Consider the following 23,932-nt stretch of genomic DNA (forward strand, 5'->3'; position numbering starts at 1 on the left):
TAGCATATAAAACAAACTAAACCGAATATGGCGTGTGTCACGCTTTTAATCGGTTATTTCGTTAAGCCAGTAAAACGAGAAAGCAAGATGAGCGTGATGTTTGATCCTGAAGCTGCAATTTATCCATTTCCGCCGAAGCCAGCACCGCTGAGTGCGGACGAAAAACAATTTTACCGTGAAAAAATCAAGCGCCTGCTGAAAGAGCGTGATGCCGTTATGGTCGCGCACTATTACACCGATCCTGAAATCCAACAGTTGGCCGAAGAGACCGGCGGCTGTATTTCTGATTCTCTGGAGATGGCGCGGTTCGGCTCAAAACATCCCGCTTCTACGCTGTTGGTTGCGGGCGTGAGATTTATGGGAGAAACCGCCAAAATTCTCAGCCCGGAAAAGACCATCCTGATGCCAACCCTGCAGGCAGAATGTTCATTAGATCTGGGTTGTCGGATTGATGCGTTCAGCGCGTTTTGCGACGCACATCCGGATCGCACCGTAGTGGTTTACGCCAATACCTCAGCAGCAGTTAAAGCACGTGCCGACTGGGTCGTGACCTCCAGTATTGCGGTTGAACTTATTGAGCATCTTGATAGTTTGGGTGAAAAAATCATCTGGGCCCCGGACAGACATCTGGGCAACTACGTGCAAAAACAGACCGGTGCAGACGTTCTTTGTTGGCAGGGGGCGTGTATCGTCCACGACGAGTTTAAAACTCAGGCTTTAACACGCATGAAAGCGCTTTATCCCAATGCCGCCGTGCTGGTGCATCCGGAGTCCCCTCAGTCCATCGTTGATATGGCCGATGCGGTCGGGTCAACCAGCCAGTTAATCAACGCAGCAAAATCGTTACCGCACCAGCAACTGATAGTGGCGACAGACCGGGGTATTTTTTACAAAATGCAGCAAGCTGTTCCCGATAAAGAGTTGCTTGAAGCGCCAACGGCTGGCGAAGGGGCAACCTGTCGCAGTTGCGCGCATTGTCCGTGGATGGCGATGAACGGCCTCAAGGCGATTGCTGAGGGTCTGGAGCAAGGGGGGACTGCTCACGAGATACATGTAGATGCAGCACTGCGAGAAGGTGCATTGCTGCCGTTAAACCGCATGTTGGAATTTGCGGCTACACTTCGGGCTTAAGTAATTTATTTGCTCTGGGGGAAAAGATGGACTTTTTTAGCACGCAGAACATTCTGGTACATATTCCGATCGGTGCGGGCGGTTACGATCTGTCGTGGATCGAAGCCGTGGGGACGATCGCCGGATTATTGTGTATTGGCCTGGCGAGCCTTGAGAAAATCAGTAATTACGTCTTCGGACTGATAAACGTCACGCTGTTTGCGATAATCTTCTTTCAGATCCAGCTCTATGCCAGCCTGTTGCTGCAGGTTTTCTTTTTTGCCGCGAATATCTACGGCTGGTATGCCTGGTCCCGGCAAACCAACCAGCATGAGGCAGAGTTGAAAATACGCTGGTTGCCGTTACCGAAAGCGATCGGTTGGCTGGCTGCTTGCGTGGTGGCGATTGGCCTGATGTCGGTCTATATCGATCCGGTGTTTGCATTTTTGACACGTATTGCCGTGAACATTATGCAGGGGCTGGGATTACAGGTAGCGGCTCCAGAGTTGCAACCCGATGCATTCCCGTTCTGGGATTCCTGCATGATGGTGCTGTCGATTGTGGCGATGATCCTGATGACCCGCAAATACGTTGAAAACTGGCTGTTGTGGGTGATCATTAACGTCATTAGCGTAGTGATCTTTGCTCTGCAAGGCGTATATGCCATGTCACTGGAATATATGATCCTGACGGTTATCGCCCTGAACGGAAGCAGGTTGTGGATTAACAGCGCGCGTGAGCGGGGTTCCCACGCGCTGTCCCATTAATGGTGATGATGTGCATGGCCGGACACGCCCTGATACAGGTGGCAGTCCGGCCCATTGCACGGCTGATATTCCATCTGGATCGTGGCGTGTTCAATCTGGTAGTGATGAATCAGGAAATGTTGAATACGCTCCAGCAGCGCGTCGTGATCGTGCGGCGGGACCACCTGCACATGCAGCGTCATGACCGGTTTTTCACCTACCATCCAGACGTGTACATGATGCACATTGCGAACTTCGGGGATATCCCGGCTGAGATGGCGCTGCAAGGCGGCAATATCCAATGTAAGCGGAGCGCCTTCCAGTAATTCATTTACGCTATCTTTCAATAACCGCCAGGCGCTACGCAGTACCAGCACGGAAACCAGAATCGAGAGAATTGGGTCCGCTGGCGTCCAGCCCGTCCAGATAATAATCAGCGCAGCGATGATTGCTCCAACCGAGCCGAGCAAATCGCCCATTACGTGTAGCGCTGCGGCGCGGACGTTAAGGTTTTTCTCTTCACTGCCGCGATGTAAAACCCAAAAAGCGAGCACGTTCGCCAGTAAACCCGCGACAGCAATGATCATCATCATGCCGCCCGCTACGGGACGTGGCGTATGGAAGCGCTCAATCGCCTCCCAGACGATTAAAATGGTGATCACAACCAATGCGATGGCGTTAACAAACGCGGCTAATGTTGTGAGTCTCAACCAGCCGAAAGTGTGCCTTATAGTGGGCGGGCGTCTGGAGAACTGGACCGCCAGCAGGGCAAATAGAAGCGCGGCGGCATCTGTGAGCATATGTCCGGCATCAGCCAGTAACGCCAGCGAGCCTGAAATAATTCCACCCACCACTTCAACCAGCATAAATCCGGCTGTAATGCAGAATGCGAAAAGCAATCTGCGGGCATTATTGTCCTTAGTTTGCTCAGGGGAAGTATGAGTATGTGAGTGCGCCATTATGCCATCCCTTTGTTATTCTCACCTTTACTGTATGTCATGATACCGTTTTTGGGATGATAAAATTAAAAAGGAGAGCTATTGCTCTCCCGTTATTAGCTTTATTTTCAGCGTTACTGGGTAGTACCGTCAGTTTTGGTGTCGGCATCATTATTGATGCCGTTTCCGGTCTCAACTTTTTTATTCACATCCGGGCAGCGTCCGTCCTTACACATGGTGTTTTTATGCACCTCGTCTTTGGTCATTCCTTCATGGTTCATTGATGAACCGTCCGGATGCAGCATTGTGCCACCCGAATTCACGTTGTTGTTATCGACATTATTTGGCGCAACGTTTTCGCGCGCGTCTGGCGCGACTTGACCGGCATCTGCCGCGGAATTTGCCTGGCCGTTATTCGACTGCGTGTTGGTGTCAGCTGCGAGCGCCGCGCCGCTGGCGAGGCTGAGTGTGGCCGTCAAAAAGAGTGAAGTCAGCTTTGTCATATGCATATTATGCTCCTGTTATGATTGAGATGTCGGATAACGTCTTCCAACAGTGCATGTGCCAGTACATCAGCAGGACATGGTTAATAGTTTTGCTATGCAAATTAAAACCAGCATAGAATCTTGAAATTTATGAGAATTTAAGCTGTTGCAGTTATAAATTGTAGTCTGGATCTCTTTTTTCGCTACTTTATTGCGTTTTTTGGGCCTATTCCAGGATTAATCCGTCCAAAGTGTAAAACCCCGTTTACACTTTATGACTGAAGATATAGATTGGAGGGATTGCATTCATTTATATAAGTATGGCAACGCTGGAATAATCATGAATTATCAGAACGACGATTTACGCATTAAAGAGATCAACGAATTATTACCCCCGGTCGCACTGCTGGAAAAATTCCCCGCTACTGAAAATGCCGCCAATACGGTGGCGCATGCCCGTAAGGCGATTCATAAAATTCTCAAAGGCAGCGACGATCGTCTGCTGGTGGTGATTGGGCCGTGTTCTATTCATGATCCGGCAGCGGCTAAAGAGTATGCCGCTCGCTTGCTGGCGCTACGTGAAGAGTTAAAAGGCGAACTTGAAATCGTCATGCGCGTCTATTTTGAAAAACCGCGTACTACCGTAGGCTGGAAAGGACTTATCAACGATCCGCACATGGATAACAGCTTCCAGATCAACGACGGTCTGCGCATTGCCCGTAAACTGCTGCTGGATATCAACGACAGTGGTTTGCCGGCCGCAGGCGAGTTCCTGGATATGATCACCCCACAATATCTTGCCGATCTTATGAGCTGGGGCGCCATTGGCGCACGTACCACAGAATCTCAGGTACACCGTGAATTGGCGTCAGGTTTGTCCTGCCCGGTTGGTTTTAAAAACGGTACTGATGGCACCATCAAAGTCGCCATTGATGCAATCAATGCTGCCGGGGCGCCGCATTGCTTCCTGTCTGTAACCAAATGGGGCCATTCGGCGATTGTGAATACCAGCGGTAATGGCGATTGTCATATCATTCTGCGCGGCGGCAAAGAGCCGAACTACAGCGCTCAGCACGTTGCCGACGTGAAAGAAGGTTTGGTCAAAGCGGGGCTTTCTCCGCAGGTGATGATCGACTTTAGCCATGCCAACTCCAGCAAGCAGTTCAAAAAGCAGATGGATGTTGCGAAAGACGTTTGCGGGCAGGTTGCCGGTGGCGAGAAAGCAATTATTGGCGTGATGATTGAAAGCCATCTGGTTGAAGGTAATCAGAACCCGGATAGCGGTGAACCCCTGACCTACGGCAAGAGCATCACCGATGCCTGCATTGGCTGGGAAGATACCGATGCGGTGTTACGCCAGTTGGCGGAAGCGGTAAAAGCGCGCCGCGGGTAAAAAACTCATCCGGGTTAGCCTCGGTAGGCCGGATAAGGCAACGCCGCCATCCGGCAATAAAAAAAGCGTGGAGCATTCCACGCTTTTTTATTGGGAGCGAAAAAATTACTTCGCTTTACCCTGGTTAGCAACGGCTGCGGCTTTTGCCGCGATCTCGTCAGCGTTACCCAGATAGTAGTGTTTAATTGGCTTAAAGTTTTCGTCAAACTCATAGACCAGCGGTACGCCGGTCGGGATGTTCAGTTCGAGGATTTCATCTTCGCTCATGTTATCCAGGTACTTCACCAGCGCGCGCAGGGAGTTACCGTGAGCAGCGATAATTACGCGCTCACCGCTTTTCATACGCGGCAGAATGGTTTCGTTCCAGTAAGGAATCACGCGATCGATGGTCAGCGCCAGGCTTTCGGTGAGCGGTAGTTCTTTGTCAGTCAGTTTGGCATAACGCGGGTCGTGACCCGGATAACGCTCGTCATCTTTGGTCAGTTCCGGCGGGGTGACCGCAAAGCCGCGACGCCATTGCTTAACCTGCTCGTCACCGTATTTTTCAGCGGTTTCTGCTTTGTTCAGACCCTGTAGCGCGCCGTAATGACGCTCGTTCAGTTTCCAGGATTTCTCAACCGGCAGCCAGGCCTGATCCAGTTCGTCCAGTACGTTCCATAGGGTATGGATGGCACGTTTCAGCACAGAGGTATAGGCAAAATCGAAGCTATAGCCTTCCTCTTTCAACAGTTTACCGGCCGCTTTCGCTTCACCTACGCCTTTCTCGGACAGATCAACGTCATACCAACCGGTAAAACGGTTTTCGTTGTTCCACTGGCTTTCACCGTGTCGTACCAGAACCAGCTTAGTTACAGCCATACACTCACTCCTATCAATCATATTTAATGATAATAATTCTCATTATATTGCCGTAATGAGTCAGCGGCAATGCTTACGCATAACCATAGCGAAAATAGCGCCACAGTGTAAGGTTCTTGTGAACTCAAGGTTGCGATTTTGTCTTTGGATGATGGGGGGTTGAGCGGGTTTGCTGCGGAAAACAAACAACAGGCCCGATAAATTTATGCTATTGGGCCTGTCAGGATGAACTGTCAGGCAGGAATAAACTGATATTCCGTCACGCTGGCATACTCTTCACCCGGATGCAGGAAGCAGTCCGGCTGTGGCCATTCTGGATGGTTCGGGCTGTCTGGCAGAAACTCACTTTCCAGCGCCAGACCTTGCCAGTCTTCATAGGCCTCCGGCCCACGTGAAGGCGTACCGCCAAGGAAGTTTCCTGAGTAAAACTGCAATGCCGGGGCTGAGGTGTAAACCACCATCTGCAGTTTTTCATCCTGAGACCAAACCTGAGCCGCCGGAGTACGCGCATTGCCTTGTGTCTGGAGCAGGAAGGCGTGATCGTAACCTTTTACCTTGCGCTGATCGTCATCGGCCAGAAATTCGCTGGCGATGATTTTCGGGGAACGGAAATCAAAAGTGCTTCCGGCGACGGATTTCAGCCCGTCATGCGGGATGCCCATTTCGTCTACGGGTAAATACTCGTCCGCCAGAATTTGCAGCTTGTGCTGGCGCACATCCGTTTTGTCACCGTCGAGATTAAAATAGACATGATTCGTCAGATTTACCGGGCAGGGCTTATCAACCGTGGCACGGTAGGTTATCGAAATCCGATTATCGTCAGTCAGGCGATACTGCGCGGTGGCGCAAAGATTCCCAGGGAAACCCTGGTCGCCATCGTCAGACGTTAAGGCAAACAGCACCTGACGGTCATTCTGATTCACTATCTGCCAGCGACGTTTGTCGAAACCGTTCGGTCCGCCGTGCAGTTGGTTATCACCCTGGCTTGGTAGCAATTCAATGGTTTCGCCGTCAAAGGTATAGCGGCTGTTGGCGATACGGTTAGCGTAGCGGCCAATGGAAGCCCCCAGAAACGCGGCCTGTTCCGGGTATTGCTCCGGACTGGCGCAACCGAGCAGGGCTTCGCGCACGCTACCATCGCTAAGTGGAATACGCGCAGAGAGCAGCGTTGCGCCCCAGTCCATGAGCGTGACCACCATCCCTGCGTCGTTACGCAGGGTAAGCAGGCGGAACGGCTGACCGTCGGGCGCCATTACGGGAATTTCGTTTAACATTGTCCGGCTCCTTGTGAAGGTTTACAGACGTAAAATGTTTCTTTAATACCGGTTTTAGCTTCGTACTGTTCGGCGACGGCCTGCTGCACGGCAGGCACCAGATCTTGCGGGATCAGCGCCACAATACAGCCCCCGAAGCCGCCGCCTGTCATACGAACACCACCTTTATCGCCGATGGTTGCTTTGACAATCTCAACCAGCGTATCAATTTGCGGCACGGTAATTTCAAAGTCATCGCGCATTGAAGCGTGAGATTCCGCCATCAGCTGACCCATGCGTAACAGGTCGCCTTTTTCCAGCGCATTCGCAGCTTCCACGGTACGCGCGTTTTCCGTGATCACGTGACGAACGCGTTTGGCGACAATCGGATCCAGTTCGTGAGCAACTGCGCTAAAGGTTTCAAAGCTGACATCACGCAGGGCAGGTTGCTGGAAGAAACGCGCCCCGGTTTCACACTGTTCGCGACGGGTGTTGTACTCGCTACCCACCAACGTACGTTTAAAATTGCTGTTGATGATTACCACCGCCACGCCTTCAGGCATGGAAACGGCTTTGGTGCCCAGCGTACGGCAGTCGATCAGCAGCGCATGATCTTTCTTGCCAAGCGCGGAGATCAACTGATCCATAATGCCGCAGTTGCAGCCGACAAACTGGTTTTCAGCTTCCTGGCCGTTCAGAGCAATCTGCGCCCCGTCGAGCGGCAGATGATAAAGCTGCTGGAACACGGTGCCTACCGCCACTTCCAGCGAAGCCGAAGAGCTTAAGCCTGCGCCCTGAGGCACATTACCGCTGATCACCAGATCCGCGCCGCCAAAGGCGTTATTACGCTTTTGCAGATGCTTCACCACGCCACGCACGTAGTTTGACCACTGCTGGCTGTCATGAGCGATAATTGGCGCGTCCAGAGAGAACTCGTCCATTTGATTATCGTAGTCAGCCGCGATAACGCGAACTTTTCTGTCATCGCGTGCCGCACAGCTAATCACGGTTTGATAGTCGATAGCGCAGGGCAGAACGAATCCGTCGTTATAATCGGTATGTTCGCCAATCAGGTTTACACGGCCCGGTGCCTGAATAGTATGGGTGGCAGAGTAGCCAAATGTTTCAGCAAACAGAGATTGTGTTTTTTCTTTCAGACTCATTATTTAAACTCCGGATTCGCGAAAATGGATGTCGCTGACCGCACGCAGTCGTTCAGCCGCTTGTTCTGCTGTCAGGTCGCGCTGGGTTTCCGCCAGCATTTCGTAACCGACCATAAATTTGCGCACGGTTGCCGAACGCAGCAGCGGCGGATAAAAGTGTGCGTGCAACTGCCAGTGTTGGTTTTCTTCACCGTTAAACGGTGCGCCGTGCCAGCCCATGGAGTAGGGGAATGAGCACTGGAACAGGTTGTCGTAACGACTGGTCAGTTTTTTCAACGCCAGCGCCAGATCAGCGCGCTGTTCGTCGGTCAAATCGGTGATACGCAGGACATGCGCTTTTGGCAGCAGCAGCGTTTCGAACGGCCATGCCGCCCAATAGGGCACGACTGCCAGCCAGTGTTCTGTTTCAACGACCGTACGGCTACCATCAGCCAGTTCACGCTGGACGTAATCAAGGAGCATCGGCGCGCCCTGTTCGGCGAAGTACGCTTTTTGCAGGCGATCTTCACGTTCGGCTTCGTTGGGCAGAAAGCTATTGGCCCAAATCTGTCCGTGGGGATGGGGGTTCGAACACCCCATTGCCGCGCCTTTATTCTCAAAGACCTGCACCCAGGGATAGGTTTTGCCTAAATCTGCCGTCTGTTCCTGCCACGTTTTCACGATTTCTGTTAGCGCAGGCACGCTGAGTTCCGGCAGCGTTTTGCTGTGATCGGGCGAAAAGCAAATCACGCGGCTGGTACCGCGCGCGCTCTGACAGCGCATTAACGGATCGTGGCTGTCCGGCGCGTCCGGGGTATCGGACATCAGCGCGGCAAAGTCGTTAGTAAAAACATAGGTCCCGGTGTAATCCGGGTTTTTATCGCCGGTAACGCGTGTATTGCCTGCACACAGGAAGCAGTCCGGGTCATGTGCGGGTAGAACCTGCTTAGATGGTGTTTCCTGCGCCCCTTGCCAGGGGCGTTTTGCACGATGCGGTGAGACGAGGATCCACTGCCCGGTGAGCGGGTTAAAACGGCGGTGTGGATGATCGACAGGATTGAATTGCGTCATGATTGATCCTTAATCCGTATATCCCTGCGGATGGCGTGATTGCCAGTGCCAGGTGTCTTGCGCCATTTCATCCAGGGTGCGAGTTACGCGCCAGTTGAGCTCGCGATCGGCTTTACTGGCATCTGCCCAGTAGGCCGGAAGATCGCCATCACGACGCGGGGCAAAATGGTAATTCACCGGTTTACCGCAGGCTTTACTGAAGGCGTTGACCACATCCAGCACGCTGCTGCCGATGCCCGCCCCGAGGTTGTAAATATGCACGCCCTGTTTGCCCGCCAGTTTTTCCATCGCGGCGACGTGGCCATCTGCGAGATCCATGACGTGGATATAGTCGCGAACGCCGGTGCCATCTTCGGTAGGGTAGTCGTTGCCAAATATGGCAAGGGACTCGCGGCGGCCAACGGCAACCTGTGCGATGTAAGGCATCAGGTTGTTTGGAATACCTTGCGGGTCTTCACCCATATCGCCTGACGGATGCGCGCCAACCGGGTTGAAGTAGCGCAGTAAGGCGATACTCCAGTCGGGCTGTGCTTTTTGCAGATCGGTCAGGATCTGTTCAACCATCAGCTTACTTTTGCCATACGGGCTTTGTGGTGTGCCGGTGGGGAAACTTTCAACGTAAGGAATTTGCGGCTGATCGCCATAGACGGTCGCGGAGGAGCTGAAAATGAAGTTTTTCACGTTAGCGGCGCGCATGGCATTCACCAGACGCAGCGTCCCGTTGACGTTGTTGTCATAGTATTCCAGCGGCTTGGCAACGGACTCGCCAACGGCTTTTAACCCGGCAAAATGGATGACCGTGTCAATGGCATGATCGTGCAGAATTTCGGTTATCAGCGCTTCGTTACGAATATCCCCTTCCACGAAAGTCGGGTGCTTGCCGCCTAAACGCTCGATGACGGGCAGAACGCTGCGCTTGCTGTTGCAGAGGTTATCCAGGATCACCACCTCGTGACCGTTTTTCAGCAACTGCACGCAAGTGTGGCTTCCTATGTAACCGCTACCACCTGTAACCAATACTCTCATAATTCGCTCCGTTAAGCCTATGGTATGCAATAACCATAGCATAACAAAGATGCGAAAAGTGTGACATGGAATAAATTAGTGGAATCGTTTACACAGTGATGTTTTCACTCGTTTGCATTGGTTATTTTATTTTAAATCATAAGGTTAAGTTGTTATCTCGGAGTTTATCTGAAAAAAATGCAGAAAAAAGGGCGTGTTAAACGCCCTCAAATGAAAATTAACGCAGAGAGGTTTGTTGATAGGCGTAGACATCGCCCTCGGGCACAAACTCCAGTCGATGGGTAATGCAGGCCGGGGCGTCTTCAGCATGGTGGGAGACAAACAGCAGTTGGGTTTCGCCTTCACCGATCAGTACATCCACAAACCGACGAATCAGTTGGCGATTGAGCGGGTCCAGGCCTTGCAAAGGTTCGTCGAGGATTAACAAAGTCGGGTGTTTAACCAGCGCACGCACAATCAACGCCAGCCGTTGCTGTCCCCAGGAAAGACTGTGGAACGGCGCATCCGCGGTACGTTTATCCATGCCCAGAATATCCAGCCACTGCTGGACCAGTTTGTGCTGTCTGTCAGAGACGGCCTGATAGATGCCGATTGAGTCAAAGTAGCCGGAGAGAATAACGTTGCGTACCGTCGTACTGACCCGGTAATCCAGATGCAGGCTACTGCTGACGTAGCCGATGTGTTTTTTAATATCCCAGATAGTTTCACCACTACCCCGACGGCGGCCAAACAGCGTTAAATCGTTGCTGTAACCCTGGGGGTGATCGCCGGTGATTAAACTCAGTAGGGTTGATTTTCCCGCCCCGTTGGGGCCGACGATCTGCCAGTGTTCCCCCGGATTTACCTGCCAGCTCAGATGATGCAGGATAGGGCGATCGTTATACGAGACGGTGCCATCGTTAAGCACAATACGCGGCTCGTTATCGGACAGCGTGCGACGGACCGAAGGCTCGTCCGGCTCGGGTAATTGGATGCCTTCCAGGCGTTCACTATGGGCAAGTTGAGCGATTAATGCCTGTTGCAGAAGGTCTGCTTTTGCGCCGGTTTCAGTCAACGTGCAATCGGCAAGTACGCCGGCAAATTGCACGAACTCGGGAATCTCATCAAAGCGGTTAAGCACCAGTACCAGCGTAAAACCGGTCTGGTGCAGTTCAGCGAGCAGTTCTGCTAACTGGCGACGGGACGCCACGTCCAGCCCGTCAAAAGGCTCATCAAGGATCAGTAAATCCGGTGCGGACATTAACGCCTGACAGAGCAGGGTTTTGCGTGTTTCACCGGTGGAAAGGTATTTGAAACGCCTGTTGAGCAGGGAAGAAATACCAAACTGCTGCGCCAGCGCAGCGCAGCGAGTGGGGTCGTTGACCTCATCCTGAATGATTTCTGCGGTGGTACGCCCGGTGTCATCTTCACCGGGGCTGAGAAGATCGGTGTTGTTTCGCTGCCACTCGTCGCTGACAAGCTTTTGTAGCTGCTCGAAGGAGAGTCGGGTAATACGTGTAAACTGACAGTGACGCTCACCTTTCAGTAGCGGCAATTCTCCTGCCAGCGCACGGGCCAGCGCGGATTTCCCGCTGCCGTTAGAGCCCACAAACGCCCAGCTATCACCCGCGTGTAATGTCAACGCATCTAACTGGAGCGTTTTTGTGTCGCTAAGACGAAACGTGCCTTGCGAAATTTGCAATGATGACATTTTGTATCCCATTATTTGCAGCAATTAATGACAGGGATACGTGTTCTTCAGGCTAATGTCAATTAACTCAGCACAGCGTCGCAATAATCACTTTGTCAGCATTAAAATATGCTGTTGCGTTAGCACCTTCCGCTAAAGCGTGAGTCTGCTCCACTGGCAGCGTCGCACACAGCGTCTGGCCGTCTGGCAACGTCATTAACACCTCACATTGTTCTGCGCCACGTTCGATATGACTAATCGTTCCATGCAACTGATTATCAGCGGCCTGAGCGATAGCCTCGTCCTGGGTAATGCCTACCCACGGTGCTTTCAACAGAATTAATACTTCTTTGCCTTCCTCAAGACCCAAACGCTCACCGCTTTGCGCAGTAATCGCCACCTTCAGGCGCGTTTCGCCATCGGCCAACAGGACGTCGACATGCTGCTGAACCTGATCGTGGTCGCGAGCGGTAATCGTGCCAAACCATTGGTTACGGGCGCTGGTTTGCAGTGAAAAGCGGGAAATGGCTGCCAGCAGGCTATTGAGCGGCAGCGCATCGTCATCGCTCAACACATCAAACGCTTTTTGTTGAATTTGTGCGAGCAAATCATACAGTTGGATCAGACGCTGGCCGTAACGCGTCAACACCGCGCCGCCGCCGCCTTTACCGCCGGTGGCGCGCTCAACCAGCGTTTGCTCACTGAGCTGGTTCATTTCGTTAATCGCGTCCCAGGCGCTTTTATAACTGATACCCGCATCCTTCGCGCCCTGACTGATGGAGCCGGAAAGCGCAATGTGCTTAAGCAGAGAAATGCGACGGGGATCGGCAAACAGTTTTTGCTGAAGTTTCAGCGTAAGAAGGATTTCGGCCTGCATCACAAGCTCCTGGCAAAAAAGGGTATTGTGACGGAAAACCGCGTGCGCGCAAAGCCAACCGCACAAAAGGGGAGTGCTTTTCTGCGCGATGTGGTTAGAATACAACTAAGGACTATATCTGGAGTTGACCATGTTAGAGTTATTGAAAAGTCTGGTATTCGCCGTAATCATGGTACCTGTGGTGATGGCCATCATTCTGGGTCTGATTTACGGATTGGGTGAAGTGTTCAACATTTTTTCCGGTATCGGTCAGAAAGACCAGTCCAGACAGAATCATTGATTCCCCAAACGCCCGCTCAGTCGGGCGTTTATATTTTTGCCTTTCAGCCCGTTTTCTCTGGCAACAGTTTCTCAAGATCCTGCTTCTCGTGCCGATATTTTCATGGCGTAACCTCTAATTGGTATCAATAACCGCTGGGAAAATTCTGGCTTAACCGTTATATTTGCGCGTACATAACGAAACTCAAAGGAGCTACAGATGGCACGCACATGGTTACGCTTGTTTGCAGGGGCGACGCTTTCTCTTTCTGTCGCAGGACATGCATTGGCGGATGAAGGGAAAATCACGGTATTCGCAGCGGCTTCGCTCACCAACGCGATGCAGGATATTGCGACGCAATACAAAAAAGAGAAGAACGTTGACGTCGTCTCCTCTTTTGCCTCTTCTTCTACGCTGGCGCGTCAGATAGAAGCAGGCGCGCCTGCTGACCTGTTTATTTCTGCCGATCAGAAATGGATGGATTATGCGGTCGATAAAAAATCGATGGATACCGCCACGCGTGCAACGCTGTTAGGCAACAGTCTGGTGGTGGTGGCGCCGAAAGCCAGCGCCCAGCAAGACTTTACTATCGACAGTAAAACCAACTGGACCCATTTGCTGAATGGTGGACGCCTGGCTGTCGGCGATCCGGAACATGTTCCGGCAGGCATTTATGCCAAGGAAGCACTGCAAAAACTGGGCGCATGGGATACTCTGGCGCCGAAACTGGCACCTGCGGAAGACGTTCGCGGTGCGCTGGCGCTGGTAGAACGTAACGAAGCGCCGTTGGGGATCGTCTATGGTTCCGATGCTGTCGCCAGCAAAGGCGTCAAGGTCGTCGCGACCTTCCCGGAAGATTCACACAAAAAAGTGGAATACCCTATCGCGATTGTTGATGGGCACAAAAACGCAACGGTCAGCGCGTTCTATGATTACCTGAAAGGACCGCAGGCTGCTGAAATTTTTAAACGTTATGGATTTACGACCAAGTAATGATACTGACCGATCCTGAATGGCAGGCCGTCATACTGAGCCTGAAAGTTTCTTCCCTGGCCGTGCTGTTTAGTTTGCCGTTTGGGATCTTCTTTGCCTGGCTGCTTGTGCGATGCACCTTCCCGGGTAAAGCGCTGCTCGACAGTGTTTTGCATTTGCCGTTGGTGCTGCCGCCGGTGGTGGTGGGGTATCTGCTGTTGGTTGCCATGGGGCGGCGCGGATTTATCGGCGAGCGGCTGTATGACTGGTTTGGCATCACCTTTGCCTTTAGCTGGCGCGGTGCGGTGCTGGCTGCGGCGGTGATGTCTTTCCCTCTTATGGTTCGGGCAATTCGTCTGGCGCTGGAAGGCGTCGACGTCAAGTTGGAGCAGGCCGCCCGAACGCTGGGAGCCGGACGCTGGCGCGTATTCATGACCATTACCTTACCGCTGATGTTGCCCGGCATTATTGTCGGGACGGTGCTGGCGTTCGCGCGTTCCCTCGGGGAATTCGGCGCAACGATTACCTTTGTCTCCAATATTCCTGGCGAAACCCGCACTATCCCCTCGGCGATGTATACCCTGATCCAAACGCCTGGCGGCGAAAGCGCAGCGGCAAGGTTATGCATTATTTCTATTGTGTTGGCGCTGATTTCACTGCTGATTTCTGAATGGTTGGCGCGTATTAGCCGTGAGCGGACGGGGCGATAATCATGCTGGAACTTAACTTCTCCCAGACGCTGGGAACCCATTGCCTGACGCTCAACGAAACGCTGCCTGCCAGTGGGATTACCGCTATTTTTGGTGTCTCCGGCGCGGGAAAAACGTCGCTGATTAACGCCATCAGCGGTCTGACGCAGCCGCAGTCCGGACGTATTGTGCTTAACGGTCGGGTGTTAAACGATGTTGAAAACGGAATCTGCTTAACGCCTGAAAAGCGTCGGGTGGGCTATGTATTCCAGGATGCGCGTCTGTTTCCCCATTATAAGGTGCGCGGTAACCTGCGTTACGGTATGGCGAAAAGCATGGCCGGGCAGTTTGATAAGCTGGTGGCGCTGCTGGGCATTGAACCGCTGCTCGATCGCCTACCGGGAAGTCTTTCCGGCGGCGAAAAACAGCGCGTTGCTATTGGTCGGGCGCTGCTTACCGCGCCAGAGTTATTGCTGCTTGATGAACCGTTAGCCTCACTGGATATTCCGCGCAAACGCGAACTGCTACCTTATCTGCAACGTCTGGCGCGTGAAATTAATATTCCGATGCTGTATGTCAGCCACTCGCTTGATGAAATTTTGCACCTGGCAGACAAAGTGATGGTGCTGGAAAACGGGCAGGTCAAAGCATTTGGTTCGCTGGAGGACGTCTGGGGGAGTAGCGTAATGCATCCCTGGCTGCCGAAAGAACAGCAGAGCAGCATTCTGAAAGTCAGCGTGCTGGAGCATCATCCTCACTATGCGATGACCGCGCTGGCGCTGGGCGATCAGCATCTGTGGGTCAACAAGCTTGAGCAGCCGCTGCAATCCGTGCTGCGCATTCGCATTCAGGCGTCTGATGTTTCGCTGGTACTCCAGCCGCCGCAGCAGACCAGTATTCGTAACATACTGCGTGCGAAGGTCGCCCAGTGCTATGACGATAACGGTCAGGTGGAAGTGCAGCTTGAGGTGGGCGGGAAAACGCTGTGGGCGAGGATCAGCCCGTGGGCCAGGGATGAGCTTGGCATCAAACCTGGCCTGTGGCTGTACGCGCAAATTAAGAGCGTGTCGATCACCGCCTGATTACAGCAGGTGGGTGTAGATAAACTTCGCGATGCTGTCGGTGGTATTGTCACCAATCACGATGTTGGCGCGGGCTTTGACCGCGTCATCAGCGTTACCCATCGCCACGCCGGTGCCTGCGGCTTCCAGCATGCTGATATCGTTAAAGTTGTCGCCAAAGGCGATCACATTTTCCATTGACCCACCCTGCGCTTCGATCCACTGAGTAAGACGTCGCCCTTTGCTGTTACCTTTACGGGCAATGTCGACTTGATCATGCCAGGACCATTCACACTCCAGCCCCAGTTGTTGTTCAACGTCTTTACCAAACTGCTGCAGTTTTGGAATATCTTCGTCGGTCAGGGCAAATTTCCACACGGCGTTGACATCATGCGCGGCCTGCGCCAGCGAAGGAACCTGGGTGAAGGTTGGGCGCTGTTCCGGCGGTAGCGTTTGCGCCCAGTTAGCGGTACGCACCACATGCCCGGTCGGACGCTCATACAGCATGGCCTCGTCAACATACATCAGACCATGAATTTGATGTTCATCCAGCATTTCGATGAGCTGCAATGCCTGGTCAACCGGGAGAGGATCGGATTCCAGTACCTTTTTTGCATGATAATCATACAAGTAAGTGCCGTTGCAGCAAATTGCAGGTGTATCCAGCGCCAGTGCCTGATAAAAAGGATGAATAGCAACGTGATGGCGACCTGTGACAATGATAAGTTGGTAGCCTGCTTCTCTGGCGCGTGAGAGCGCTTCAAGAGAGGATGGCAACAAGGTCTTTTTCGGGGTCAGTAAGGTACCGTCTAAATCCAGGGCAATCACGCGTGCGGTCATAGGTTTTTCCAGATTAAGGTTGAGAATTGTGTCTGCTGGAATGGTACACCGAGACGGGAGCCGGACAAAATTCTGAGTCTTGATTAAGCATTCACCGTTAAAAGCGTCTACCTTAGGCGTGTGTCAGGCAATTGCAGCCACCTGCCAACAAGCAAAGGAGTATTCATGAAACAAACCGTTTATACCGCCAGTCCTGAGAGTCAGCAAATTCATGTCTGGAGCCTGAATCACGATGGGTCTTTGACGCTGACCCAGGTGGTTGATGTACCGGGTCAGGTACAGCCGATGGTCGTCAGCCCGGATAAGCGCTATCTCTATGTCGGTGTGCGTCCGGAGTTTCGTGTTCTGGCATATCGTATTGCGCCTGATGACGGTGCGCTGACCTTCGTTGCGGAGTCTGCGCTGCCGGGTAGTCCGACGCATATTTCTACCGATCATCAGGGGCGCTTCGTGTTTGTCGGTTCCTATAATGCGGGCAGCGTCAGCGTCACGCGTCTGGAAAATGGTCTGCCGGTGGAGCTCCTGGATGTGGTTGAAGGTCTGGATGGTTGCCACTCGGCCAACATCTCTCCGGATAACCGTACTCTGTGGGTTCCGGCATTGAAACAGGATCGTATCTGTCTGTTTGACGTCAGTGATGATGGTCATCTGGTCGCGCAGGAGCCGGCAGAAGTGACCACCGTGGAAGGCGCGGGTCCGCGTCATATGGTGTTCCATCCGAATAAGCAATACGCCTATTGCGTGAATGAGCTGAACAGCTCTGTTGACGTCTGGGAACTGAAAGATCCGCACGGCAAAATTGAATGCGTACAGACGCTGGATATGATGCCTGCTGATTTCTCCGATACCCGATGGGCGGCAGATATTCATATTACGCCGGATGGTCGTCATTTGTATGCCTGCGATCGTACCGCCAGTCTGATTACGGTGTTTAGCGTCTCAGAAGACGGAAGCGTGCTGACTAAAGAAGGCTTCCAGCCGACCGAAACGCAACCACGCGGTTTTAATATCGACCACAGCGGTAAATACCTGATTGCCGCCGGGCAAAAATCTCATCACATCGCGGTGTACGAGATTGCTGGCGAACAAGGGTTGCTGACGGAGAAAGGTCGTTACGCGGTAGGACAAGGCCCGATGTGGGTGGTGGTTAACGCGTACTAATATTGCGTCTAATGCCGGATGAGTATCCGGCACATTGCCCGGCAGAGCATGAGTCTGCCGGGTTTACATCAGAGAATGGCAATTACTGCTTAGGCTCTGCAACCACTTTGCTACCAATACCGCGGTTGTTGTATTCCCACATGCGGTTGAAGTTAGTGTCGTTCAGGTTACGCTGGATTTCGCCTTTATCATCTTCCGCGCCGGTATTACCGGTAAAGGGATGTTTTGAGATAACGCTGTCAGCCCACGGTTTCGCCATGTTAAAGCCTTCGTTAATCACGCTGTCGCGAATAACCACCTGTCCATTGGTGTTAGAATCAACATCCAGCGAGCGGCCCAGCTGCGCCACGCCATCACCACTTGCCGTGAAGCGGCTATTGATAGCCAGGAAACCGTAGTAGATGTTTGACAGGGTAGCCGGTGCAAACACGTACGCTTCCTGCTGGGTACGGGAGTTCACAACGCGGAAATCGGTGTTATCGAATACCACCGCGCCACGACCAGACACGATATCCACATCGCCTTCAATGTAGCTGTTCGTCACCAGCGTACGCGGCTGACGATCGTTTTCCAGACGGTTTTGTACGCCGCTATTGGTCACGAAGAAGGTGTTCTGGCGACCCAGGATGTTGACGTTGTTGATCTGTACTTTATCGCCATCGGTACGCAGTGCGACTGCCGGATGGTTACCTGCATCAACGCTATCACCGAGGTTGTTTTCAATGGTCAGGTTCTGCAATTGCAGACCGTTATTTTGCGACCAAACGACCGCAGAACACATCACGCCAATATTGGTGCCGCGCTTGCTCTGGCAATTATCAAACATATACCACGCTGGTTTGCCCGGCATATATTTACCGCCCGGGTTCACCGTACGACGCCAGTCAGCGGTGCTCATATCACCGTCAATGGCCTGGCCAATTTTCACATCCAGCGGTTTTTCGCCAGTACCGTAAAGCGTCAGGCTACCTGTCGCTGCCGGGATATAGACCGTGCCCTGATATTCGCCCGGCATGATCGCGATGTACTGACGTTTGTTGGTACGTTTGATGATTGCCGCATCAACCGCGGCCTGAATGCTGGTATGCGTCACGCCCTGGGTACCTGCCGGGCCAACGACAAAGTCAGGCTGCGCGGGCAAAGTAATAGCAGAAGGGCTCCACGGCGCGGTGTTTGGCGTCAGCGCGGAAAAATAGTGCGCGGCGACGAAGTTTTTCGCTTCATTGGCCGACAGAATCGGGCGCGAAGCGGTGCCAGGCGCGGTCTGATCGGAAGGAATTTGATCGGGCGGTGTAGAGCTACAGGCGGTCAGCGTCACGCCAAAAGCCATTGCCAGCGCCAGACGGGAAACTGATGATATGTTCACAGGTTGCTCCGGGCTTTGAAAGTTATCCATTGAAGCCTGCTTTTTTATACTAAGTTGAGCGAAACGGGAAGGTTAAAAGGTAAAAAGTTCTTTTTTATCGCCGTAATGCCCGGCGCGGAGAGACCTTATATCACAAATAGATAACAATTATGCTCATCCAGGTTGACAACATCCGCTGAATCAAAAATAAATGTCTATACAACCTATGACAAGTGGTGAGTCAAATGCAGCAATTCTTCCCTGATGATGTTATCTGGCGCAATGTTCGCCTGGCGACCATGGATCCTGAACGTGATAACCCGTATGGGCTGGTGGATGGACATGCGTTGATCGTCCGCCAGGGTAAGATTCGCGCTATTGTGCCGGAGTCTTCGTTATACCTCACACATGACAATACCTTTGATATGCAGGGCCGGCTGGTGACGCCTGGCCTGATCGACTGCCATACGCACCTGGTCTTTGGCGGGAATCGCGCAGGTGAATGGGAGCAGCGGCTTAACGGTGTTTCCTACCAGCAGATAAGCGCCCAGGGGGGCGGTATTATTGCCACCGTGTCGGCGACCCGTAGCGCCACTGATGAACAACTTCTTCATATAGCGCATCAGAGAATGGAGAGGTTAATCAAAGAAGGCGTTACGCTACTGGAAATAAAGTCTGGTTATGGTCTGGATTTGCAGACAGAAGAGAAAATATTACGTGTGGTGGCAGCGCTGGCGGCGGAAGATGTGATTGAAATAAGCCCGACGCTGTTGGCCGCGCATGCTACCCCGGCGGAATACCGGGGTGATCCTGACGGCTATATTACGCTGGTATGCGAGACTATTTTGCCGCAGTTGTGGGAGCAAGGGCTGTTCGAGACCGTCGATCTGTTCTGTGAAAGCGTGGGTTTTACGCTGGCGCAGAGTGAACGGGTGTTTCAGGCAGCACAGGCGCTGGGCATCCCGATCAAAGCGCATGTTGAACAACTGTCACTGCTCGGCGGCGCCCAGTTGGTGAGCCGCTACCACGGTTTATCCGCCGACCATATTGAATATCTTGATGAAGCGGGCGTGGCGGCGATGAGCCAAAGCGGTACGGTTGGGGTGTTGTTGCCCGGCGCTTTCTATTTCCTCAAAGAGCAACAGCGTCCGCCGGTAGAGCTGTTACGGCAATATCAGGTGCCGATGGCGGTGGCGACCGACTTCAACCCTGGCACCAGTCCGTTTATCAGTCTGCACTGGGCGATGAATATGGCTTGCGTCCAGTTTGGCTTAACGCCGGAAGAAGCGTGGGCTGGCGTCACCCGTCATGCGGCCCGGGCGCTGGGACGTCATGCCTCTCACGGTCAATTGAAGGCCGGGTTTGTGGCCGATTTTGTGGTGTGGGATGCCGAACTCCCGGTCGAGATCCTCTATGAGCCAGGGCGTAACCCGCTCTACCAACGTGTATTCAAAGGACAACCTGCATGACTAACTGGCAACCTGCTTCTCCTGCACTATGGCAGGGGCGAGATGACCGCGCCGAGTCGCCGACTGCGCTGCGCCTGTTTCAGACGATTACGCTGAGTTCGGCGTTTTCCCCGGAAATGTACTCTGAGCAGATAGCACTGCTTGGTTTTGCCTGTGATGAAGGCGTTAAACGTAATCAGGGGCGTACGGGAGCCGCCGGAGCGCCAGATGCGCTACGTAAAGCGCTGGCGAATTTAGCCAGTCACGACGGGCATCAGCGGCTGGTGGATCTGGGAAATATTGTGGCGCAGGCCCCCGATCTTGAGGGCGCGCAGCAGGCGCTACGCAAGGCGGTACAGCGCTGTCAGCAGACGAAAATGCGTACCCTGGTACTGGGGGGAGGACACGAAACCGCGTTTGCCCATGGCGCTGGCGTGCTGGATGCGTTCCCACAGGCAAAAGTGGGCATCATCAATCTCGACGCGCATCTCGATTTGCGTCATGCCGAACAGGCCACATCTGGTACGCCGTTTCGCCAGCTGTCGCACCTTTGCGATGAACAGCAACGCGGATTTCACTATGCCTGTATCGGCGTCAGTCGGGCGGCAAATACCCAGGCGCTGTGGGATGAAGCGCAGCGGCTTGGTGTCACCGTGGTGGAAGATTTGCACTGTGATTCGGCACAGGCCCAACTGGCGCAGTTTGCCTCTGGCGTGGATGTCATCTATCTGACTATCGACCTTGACGTACTGCCGGTTTGGGAAATGCCCGCGGTGTCAGCGCCCGCTGCGCTGGGCGTACCGTTGGCGACGCTGTTGGGGCTGATTGAACCCCTTTGTCGTAGCGGTAAACTGCAGGCGGTGGATATGGTTGAATTTAATCCACGCTTTGACGATGATGGCAGAGCGGCACGCGTTGCGGCGCGATTAGGCTGGCAAATCGCGCACTGGTGGCGCTGACATGCCTGAGGGCGTTACGCTTATCAGGTTCGGGTAATGTCTGTAAACTATACCCATTCACATTTCAGCTTAAGGAAGGCACACGCATGCTCCCATCCCGTTCTGCTCCAGCTCCTTTTTACGAAAAGGTAAAACAGGAGATCAGCGAAAAGATTGCCAGCGGTATCTGGCAAGCTCACGATCGTATCCCGTCTGAAGCAGAGCTGGTGGCACAGTATGGTTTTAGCCGCATGACCATCAATCGGGCGCTGCGTGAGTTAACGGATGAGGGGGTGCTGGTGCGTTTGCAGGGGGTGGGGACGTTTGTCGCCGAGCGAAAAGGCCAGTCTGCGCTGTTTGAAATTCGCAGTATTGCGGATGAAATCAACGCGCGTCAGCATCAGCACCGCTGTGAGGTTATGACGCTGGAAAGAACCCAGGCAAATGCGCAGCAGGCTTTAGTGTTAAACGTTAAAGAAGGCACCCCCATTTTTCACTCCATCATGGTGCACTACGAGAACGATTTGCCGGTACAAATTGAAGATCGCTGTGTGAATGCGGAGATTGTGCCGGAGTATCTGGCGCAGGATTACAGCCAGACCACGCCTCACGCTTACCTGTCGCTGATCGCCCCCTTAACGGAAGGTGAGCACATTGTCGAAGCGGTACGCGCCAGTGCGGAAGAGTGCGCGTTGCTGAAAATCAAAGAACACGATCCCTGCTTGCTGATCCGCCGCAAAACCTGGTCCGCATCATCCATTGTCTCTCATGCCCGTTTGCTGTTTCCGGGTTCCCGCTATCGCCTGCAAGGACGGTTTATGTCCTGATGTCGGGATACCAAAACCGTGATTGCTGACGCAATATAATAAAAATGTATCTTAATTGTTAAAATCACCCTTGCGGCGACTTGTATAGACAAGTATATGTTACTTATCTATCCGACGTTCGCGAGGAGTTTTCTGTCATGTCCCATAGCAAATATCGTCAGCAGGATATTCGTGCCCCGCGTGGCACTACCTTAACGGCCAAAAGCTGGCTGACTGAAGCGCCGCTGCGCATGTTAATGAACAACCTGGATCCCGACGTGGCGGAAAATCCGCATGAGCTGGTGGTATACGGCGGGATTGGTCGCGCCGCGCGTGACTGGGCGTGTTACGACGCCATCGTCAATGCGCTGACGCAACTGGAGAGCGATGAGACCCTGCTGGTCCAGTCGGGTAAACCGGTCGGTGTGTTCAAAACCCATGACAACGCCCCGCGCGTACTGATTGCTAACTCCAACCTGGTTCCGCACTGGGCAACCTGGGAACACTTTAACGAGCTGGATGCCAAAGGGCTGGCGATGTACGGTCAGATGACCGCCGGGAGTTGGATCTACATCGGCAGCCAGGGCATCGTGCAGGGGACGTATGAAACCTTCGTTGAGGCCGGACGTCAGCATTATCAGGGTAACCTGAGCGGACGCTGGGTGTTAACCGCCGGGCTGGGCGGCATGGGCGGGGCGCAGCCGTTAGCCGCGACGCTGGCGGGCGCATGCTCGCTGAATATTGAATGTCAGCAAAGCCGCATTGATTTCCGTCTGCGTACCCGTTACGTGGACGAGCAGGCGACATCGCTGGACGATGCGCTGGCGCGTATCGATAAGTACACCCGCGAAGGGAAAGCGGTTTCCATTGCGCTGTGCGCGAACGCCGCCGACGTTGTGCCGGAGCTGGTGAAGCGTGGTGTGCGCCCGGATATGGTGACCGACCAGACCAGCGCCCATGATCCGCTGCATGGTTATCTGCCGTCCGGTTGGAGCTGGGAAGAGTATCAGGCGAAAGCGGTGTCCGATCCGCAGGGTACGGTGCAGGCGGCGAAACGCTCAATGGCAACGCATGTTGAAGCGATGCTGGCGTTTAGCAAAATGGGCGTACCGACGTTTGATTACGGCAATAACATTCGCCAGATGGCCAAAGAGATGGGCGTGGAAAACGCCTTTGATTTCCCCGGTTTTGTGCCAGCGTATATTCGACCGCTGTTCTGTCGTGGCATTGGCCCGTTCCGCTGGGTGGCGCTTTCCGGCGATCCGCAGGATATTTATAAAACCGATGCCAAAGTGAAAGAGATCGTGGCTGACGATAAACACCTGCATCACTGGCTGGATATGGCGCGTGAGCGGATTAACTTCCAGGGATTACCGGCGCGTATCTGCTGGGTCGGCCTGGAATGGCGACAGAAGCTGGGGCTGGCGTTTAATGAAATGGTGCGCAGCGGCGAAGTGTCCGCGCCAATTGTTATTGGCCGTGACCATCTGGACTCCGGCTCCGTTGCCAGTCCGAACCGCGAAACCGAAGCCATGCGCGACGGGTCTGACGCCGTATCTGACTGGCCGCTGCTGAATGCGCTGCTGAACACCGCCAGCGGCGCGACGTGGGTGTCATTGCACCACGGTGGCGGAGTGGGAATGGGTTTCTCCCAGCATGCCGGGATGGTCATTGTTTGTGATGGCACCGATGAAGCCGCTGCGCGTATTGCCCGGGTATTGCATAACGATCCGGCTACCGGGGTGATGCGCCACGCTGACGCCGGATATGATATTGCGGTGGAATGCGCCGTCGAAGAAGGGCTGAATTTGCCGATGGTCGCTGCGACGCAGGGGAAACGCTGAG

General features: G+C 53.5%; 23 protein-coding genes. 12 read left to right on the forward strand and 11 right to left on the reverse strand.

The genetic code is table 11. The features are described 5' to 3' along the window. Nucleotides 1-87: 87 nt before the first annotated feature. Nucleotides 88-1,131 (forward strand): quinolinate synthase NadA, encoded by a 1,044-nt coding sequence (nadA, locus tag OOJ59_RS02935; protein ID WP_160955523.1) that lies wholly within the window; start codon nucleotides 88-90, stop codon nucleotides 1,129-1,131. A 26-nt stretch (nucleotides 1,132-1,157) separates the two neighbouring features. Then, on the forward strand, nucleotides 1,158-1,877 hold the full coding sequence (pnuC, locus tag OOJ59_RS02940; RefSeq protein ID WP_038638959.1) for a nicotinamide riboside transporter PnuC: 720 nt from the start codon (nucleotides 1,158-1,160) through the stop codon (nucleotides 1,875-1,877). Here pnuC and zitB read toward each other — a convergent pair. Together zitB and OOJ59_RS02950 are read right to left on the reverse strand one after the other, a co-directional pair. Further along, nucleotides 1,874-2,815, reverse strand: a complete 942-nt coding sequence (gene zitB / locus OOJ59_RS02945) for a CDF family zinc transporter ZitB (RefSeq protein ID WP_085047485.1) — start codon at nucleotides 2,813-2,815, stop codon at nucleotides 1,874-1,876. The genes pnuC and zitB overlap by 4 nt on opposite strands. A gap of 113 nt (nucleotides 2,816-2,928) precedes the next feature. Beyond that, nucleotides 2,929-3,303, reverse strand: a complete 375-nt coding sequence (locus OOJ59_RS02950; RefSeq protein WP_038638965.1) for a YbgS-like family protein — start codon at nucleotides 3,301-3,303, stop codon at nucleotides 2,929-2,931. 316 nt (nucleotides 3,304-3,619) lie between these two features. Here OOJ59_RS02950 and aroG point away from each other — a divergent pair, with 316 nt between their 5' ends. Beyond that, nucleotides 3,620-4,672 (forward strand): 3-deoxy-7-phosphoheptulonate synthase AroG, encoded by a 1,053-nt coding sequence (aroG, locus tag OOJ59_RS02955; RefSeq protein WP_038638968.1) that lies wholly within the window; start codon nucleotides 3,620-3,622, stop codon nucleotides 4,670-4,672. A 105-nt stretch (nucleotides 4,673-4,777) separates the two neighbouring features. Here aroG and gpmA read toward each other — a convergent pair whose 3' ends face one another. From gpmA to modE, 7 genes are all read right to left on the reverse strand, one after another. Then, nucleotides 4,778-5,530, reverse strand: a complete 753-nt coding sequence (gene gpmA / locus OOJ59_RS02960; RefSeq protein WP_038638971.1) for a 2,3-diphosphoglycerate-dependent phosphoglycerate mutase — start codon at nucleotides 5,528-5,530, stop codon at nucleotides 4,778-4,780. A 233-nt stretch (nucleotides 5,531-5,763) separates the two neighbouring features. Continuing rightward, nucleotides 5,764-6,804, reverse strand: coding sequence for a galactose-1-epimerase (gene galM, locus OOJ59_RS02965; protein ID WP_160955524.1), 1,041 nt, complete (start codon nucleotides 6,802-6,804; stop codon nucleotides 5,764-5,766). Beyond that, nucleotides 6,798-7,946 carry a galactokinase gene (gene galK / locus OOJ59_RS02970; protein WP_150344810.1) on the reverse strand — a complete coding sequence of 383 codons (1,149 nt, stop codon included), beginning with the start codon at nucleotides 7,944-7,946 and terminating at the stop codon, nucleotides 6,798-6,800. Before galK ends, galM begins: the two co-directional genes overlap by 7 nt. A 3-nt stretch (nucleotides 7,947-7,949) precedes the next feature. Beyond that, nucleotides 7,950-8,996 carry a galactose-1-phosphate uridylyltransferase gene (gene galT, locus OOJ59_RS02975; protein WP_038638980.1) on the reverse strand — a complete coding sequence of 349 codons (1,047 nt, stop codon included), beginning with the start codon at nucleotides 8,994-8,996 and terminating at the stop codon, nucleotides 7,950-7,952. 9 nt (nucleotides 8,997-9,005) lie between these two features. Continuing rightward, nucleotides 9,006-10,022 carry a UDP-glucose 4-epimerase GalE gene (galE, locus tag OOJ59_RS02980; protein WP_038638984.1) on the reverse strand — a complete coding sequence of 339 codons (1,017 nt, stop codon included), beginning with the start codon at nucleotides 10,020-10,022 and terminating at the stop codon, nucleotides 9,006-9,008. Nucleotides 10,023-10,239: 217 nt separating this feature from the next. Beyond that, nucleotides 10,240-11,712, reverse strand: coding sequence for a molybdate ABC transporter ATP-binding protein ModF (gene modF / locus OOJ59_RS02985; RefSeq protein WP_085047484.1), 1,473 nt, complete (start codon nucleotides 11,710-11,712; stop codon nucleotides 10,240-10,242). A 67-nt stretch (nucleotides 11,713-11,779) separates the two neighbouring features. Continuing rightward, nucleotides 11,780-12,568, reverse strand: a complete 789-nt coding sequence (modE, locus tag OOJ59_RS02990; protein ID WP_085047483.1) for a molybdenum-dependent transcriptional regulator — start codon at nucleotides 12,566-12,568, stop codon at nucleotides 11,780-11,782. A gap of 130 nt (nucleotides 12,569-12,698) precedes the next feature. Between modE and OOJ59_RS02995 the strand changes: the two genes are divergently transcribed. From OOJ59_RS02995 to modC, 4 genes are all read left to right on the forward strand, one after another. Beyond that, nucleotides 12,699-12,848 (forward strand): AcrZ family multidrug efflux pump-associated protein, encoded by a 150-nt coding sequence (locus tag OOJ59_RS02995; protein WP_003023026.1) that lies wholly within the window; start codon nucleotides 12,699-12,701, stop codon nucleotides 12,846-12,848. Nucleotides 12,849-13,046: 198 nt separating this feature from the next. Then, entirely contained in the window at nucleotides 13,047-13,820 is a 774-nt protein-coding gene (gene modA / locus OOJ59_RS03000; protein WP_087857616.1) for a molybdate ABC transporter substrate-binding protein, read from the forward strand. Beyond that, on the forward strand, nucleotides 13,820-14,509 hold the full coding sequence (gene modB / locus OOJ59_RS03005) for a molybdate ABC transporter permease subunit (RefSeq protein WP_038638996.1): 690 nt from the start codon (nucleotides 13,820-13,822) through the stop codon (nucleotides 14,507-14,509). The genes modA and modB overlap by 1 nt, the downstream gene beginning before the upstream one ends. Before the next feature lie 2 nt (nucleotides 14,510-14,511). Beyond that, a complete protein-coding gene (gene modC / locus OOJ59_RS03010) occupies nucleotides 14,512-15,570 on the forward strand; it encodes a molybdenum ABC transporter ATP-binding protein ModC (RefSeq protein ID WP_038638999.1) in 1,059 nt (352 codons plus the stop codon). On the opposite strand, the gene OOJ59_RS03015 is transcribed toward modC, so the two are convergent. Then, nucleotides 15,571-16,389, reverse strand: coding sequence for a pyridoxal phosphatase (locus OOJ59_RS03015; protein ID WP_042309653.1), 819 nt, complete (start codon nucleotides 16,387-16,389; stop codon nucleotides 15,571-15,573). 165 nt (nucleotides 16,390-16,554) lie between these two features. Between OOJ59_RS03015 and pgl the strand changes: the two genes are divergently transcribed. Next, the gene (gene pgl, locus OOJ59_RS03020; protein ID WP_160955525.1) at nucleotides 16,555-17,550 is read left to right on the forward strand and encodes a 6-phosphogluconolactonase; all 996 of its coding nucleotides are present in this window, start codon (nucleotides 16,555-16,557) and stop codon (nucleotides 17,548-17,550) included. Between the two features lie 82 nt (nucleotides 17,551-17,632). On the opposite strand, the gene OOJ59_RS03025 is transcribed toward pgl, so the two are convergent. Continuing rightward, nucleotides 17,633-18,916 (reverse strand): putative acyl-CoA thioester hydrolase, encoded by a 1,284-nt coding sequence (locus OOJ59_RS03025; protein ID WP_069323359.1) that lies wholly within the window; start codon nucleotides 18,914-18,916, stop codon nucleotides 17,633-17,635. A 224-nt stretch (nucleotides 18,917-19,140) separates the two neighbouring features. On the opposite strand from OOJ59_RS03025, the gene hutI reads away from it, so the two are divergent. The 4 genes from hutI (at nucleotide 19,141) to hutU (ending at nucleotide 23,931) form a co-directional block, all read left to right on the forward strand. Next, complete coding sequence (gene hutI, locus OOJ59_RS03030) at nucleotides 19,141-20,364, forward strand: imidazolonepropionase (RefSeq protein WP_121528783.1); 1,224 nt, start codon at nucleotides 19,141-19,143, stop codon at nucleotides 20,362-20,364. Beyond that, complete coding sequence (hutG, locus tag OOJ59_RS03035) at nucleotides 20,361-21,302, forward strand: formimidoylglutamase (protein ID WP_137347365.1); 942 nt, start codon at nucleotides 20,361-20,363, stop codon at nucleotides 21,300-21,302. Before hutI ends, hutG begins: the two co-directional genes overlap by 4 nt. Before the next feature lie 86 nt (nucleotides 21,303-21,388). Further along, entirely contained in the window at nucleotides 21,389-22,108 is a 720-nt protein-coding gene (locus tag OOJ59_RS03040; RefSeq protein WP_160955526.1) for a histidine utilization repressor, read from the forward strand. Nucleotides 22,109-22,245: 137 nt separating this feature from the next. Next, nucleotides 22,246-23,931, forward strand: a complete 1,686-nt coding sequence (gene hutU, locus OOJ59_RS03045) for a urocanate hydratase (protein WP_069323195.1) — start codon at nucleotides 22,246-22,248, stop codon at nucleotides 23,929-23,931. Nucleotide 23,932 lies beyond the last annotated feature (1 nt).

Origin of the sequence: Citrobacter sp. W9 (genome assembly GCF_026719375.1) — a bacterium.
GTDB classification, from domain to species: domain Bacteria; phylum Pseudomonadota; class Gammaproteobacteria; order Enterobacterales; family Enterobacteriaceae; genus Citrobacter; species Citrobacter werkmanii.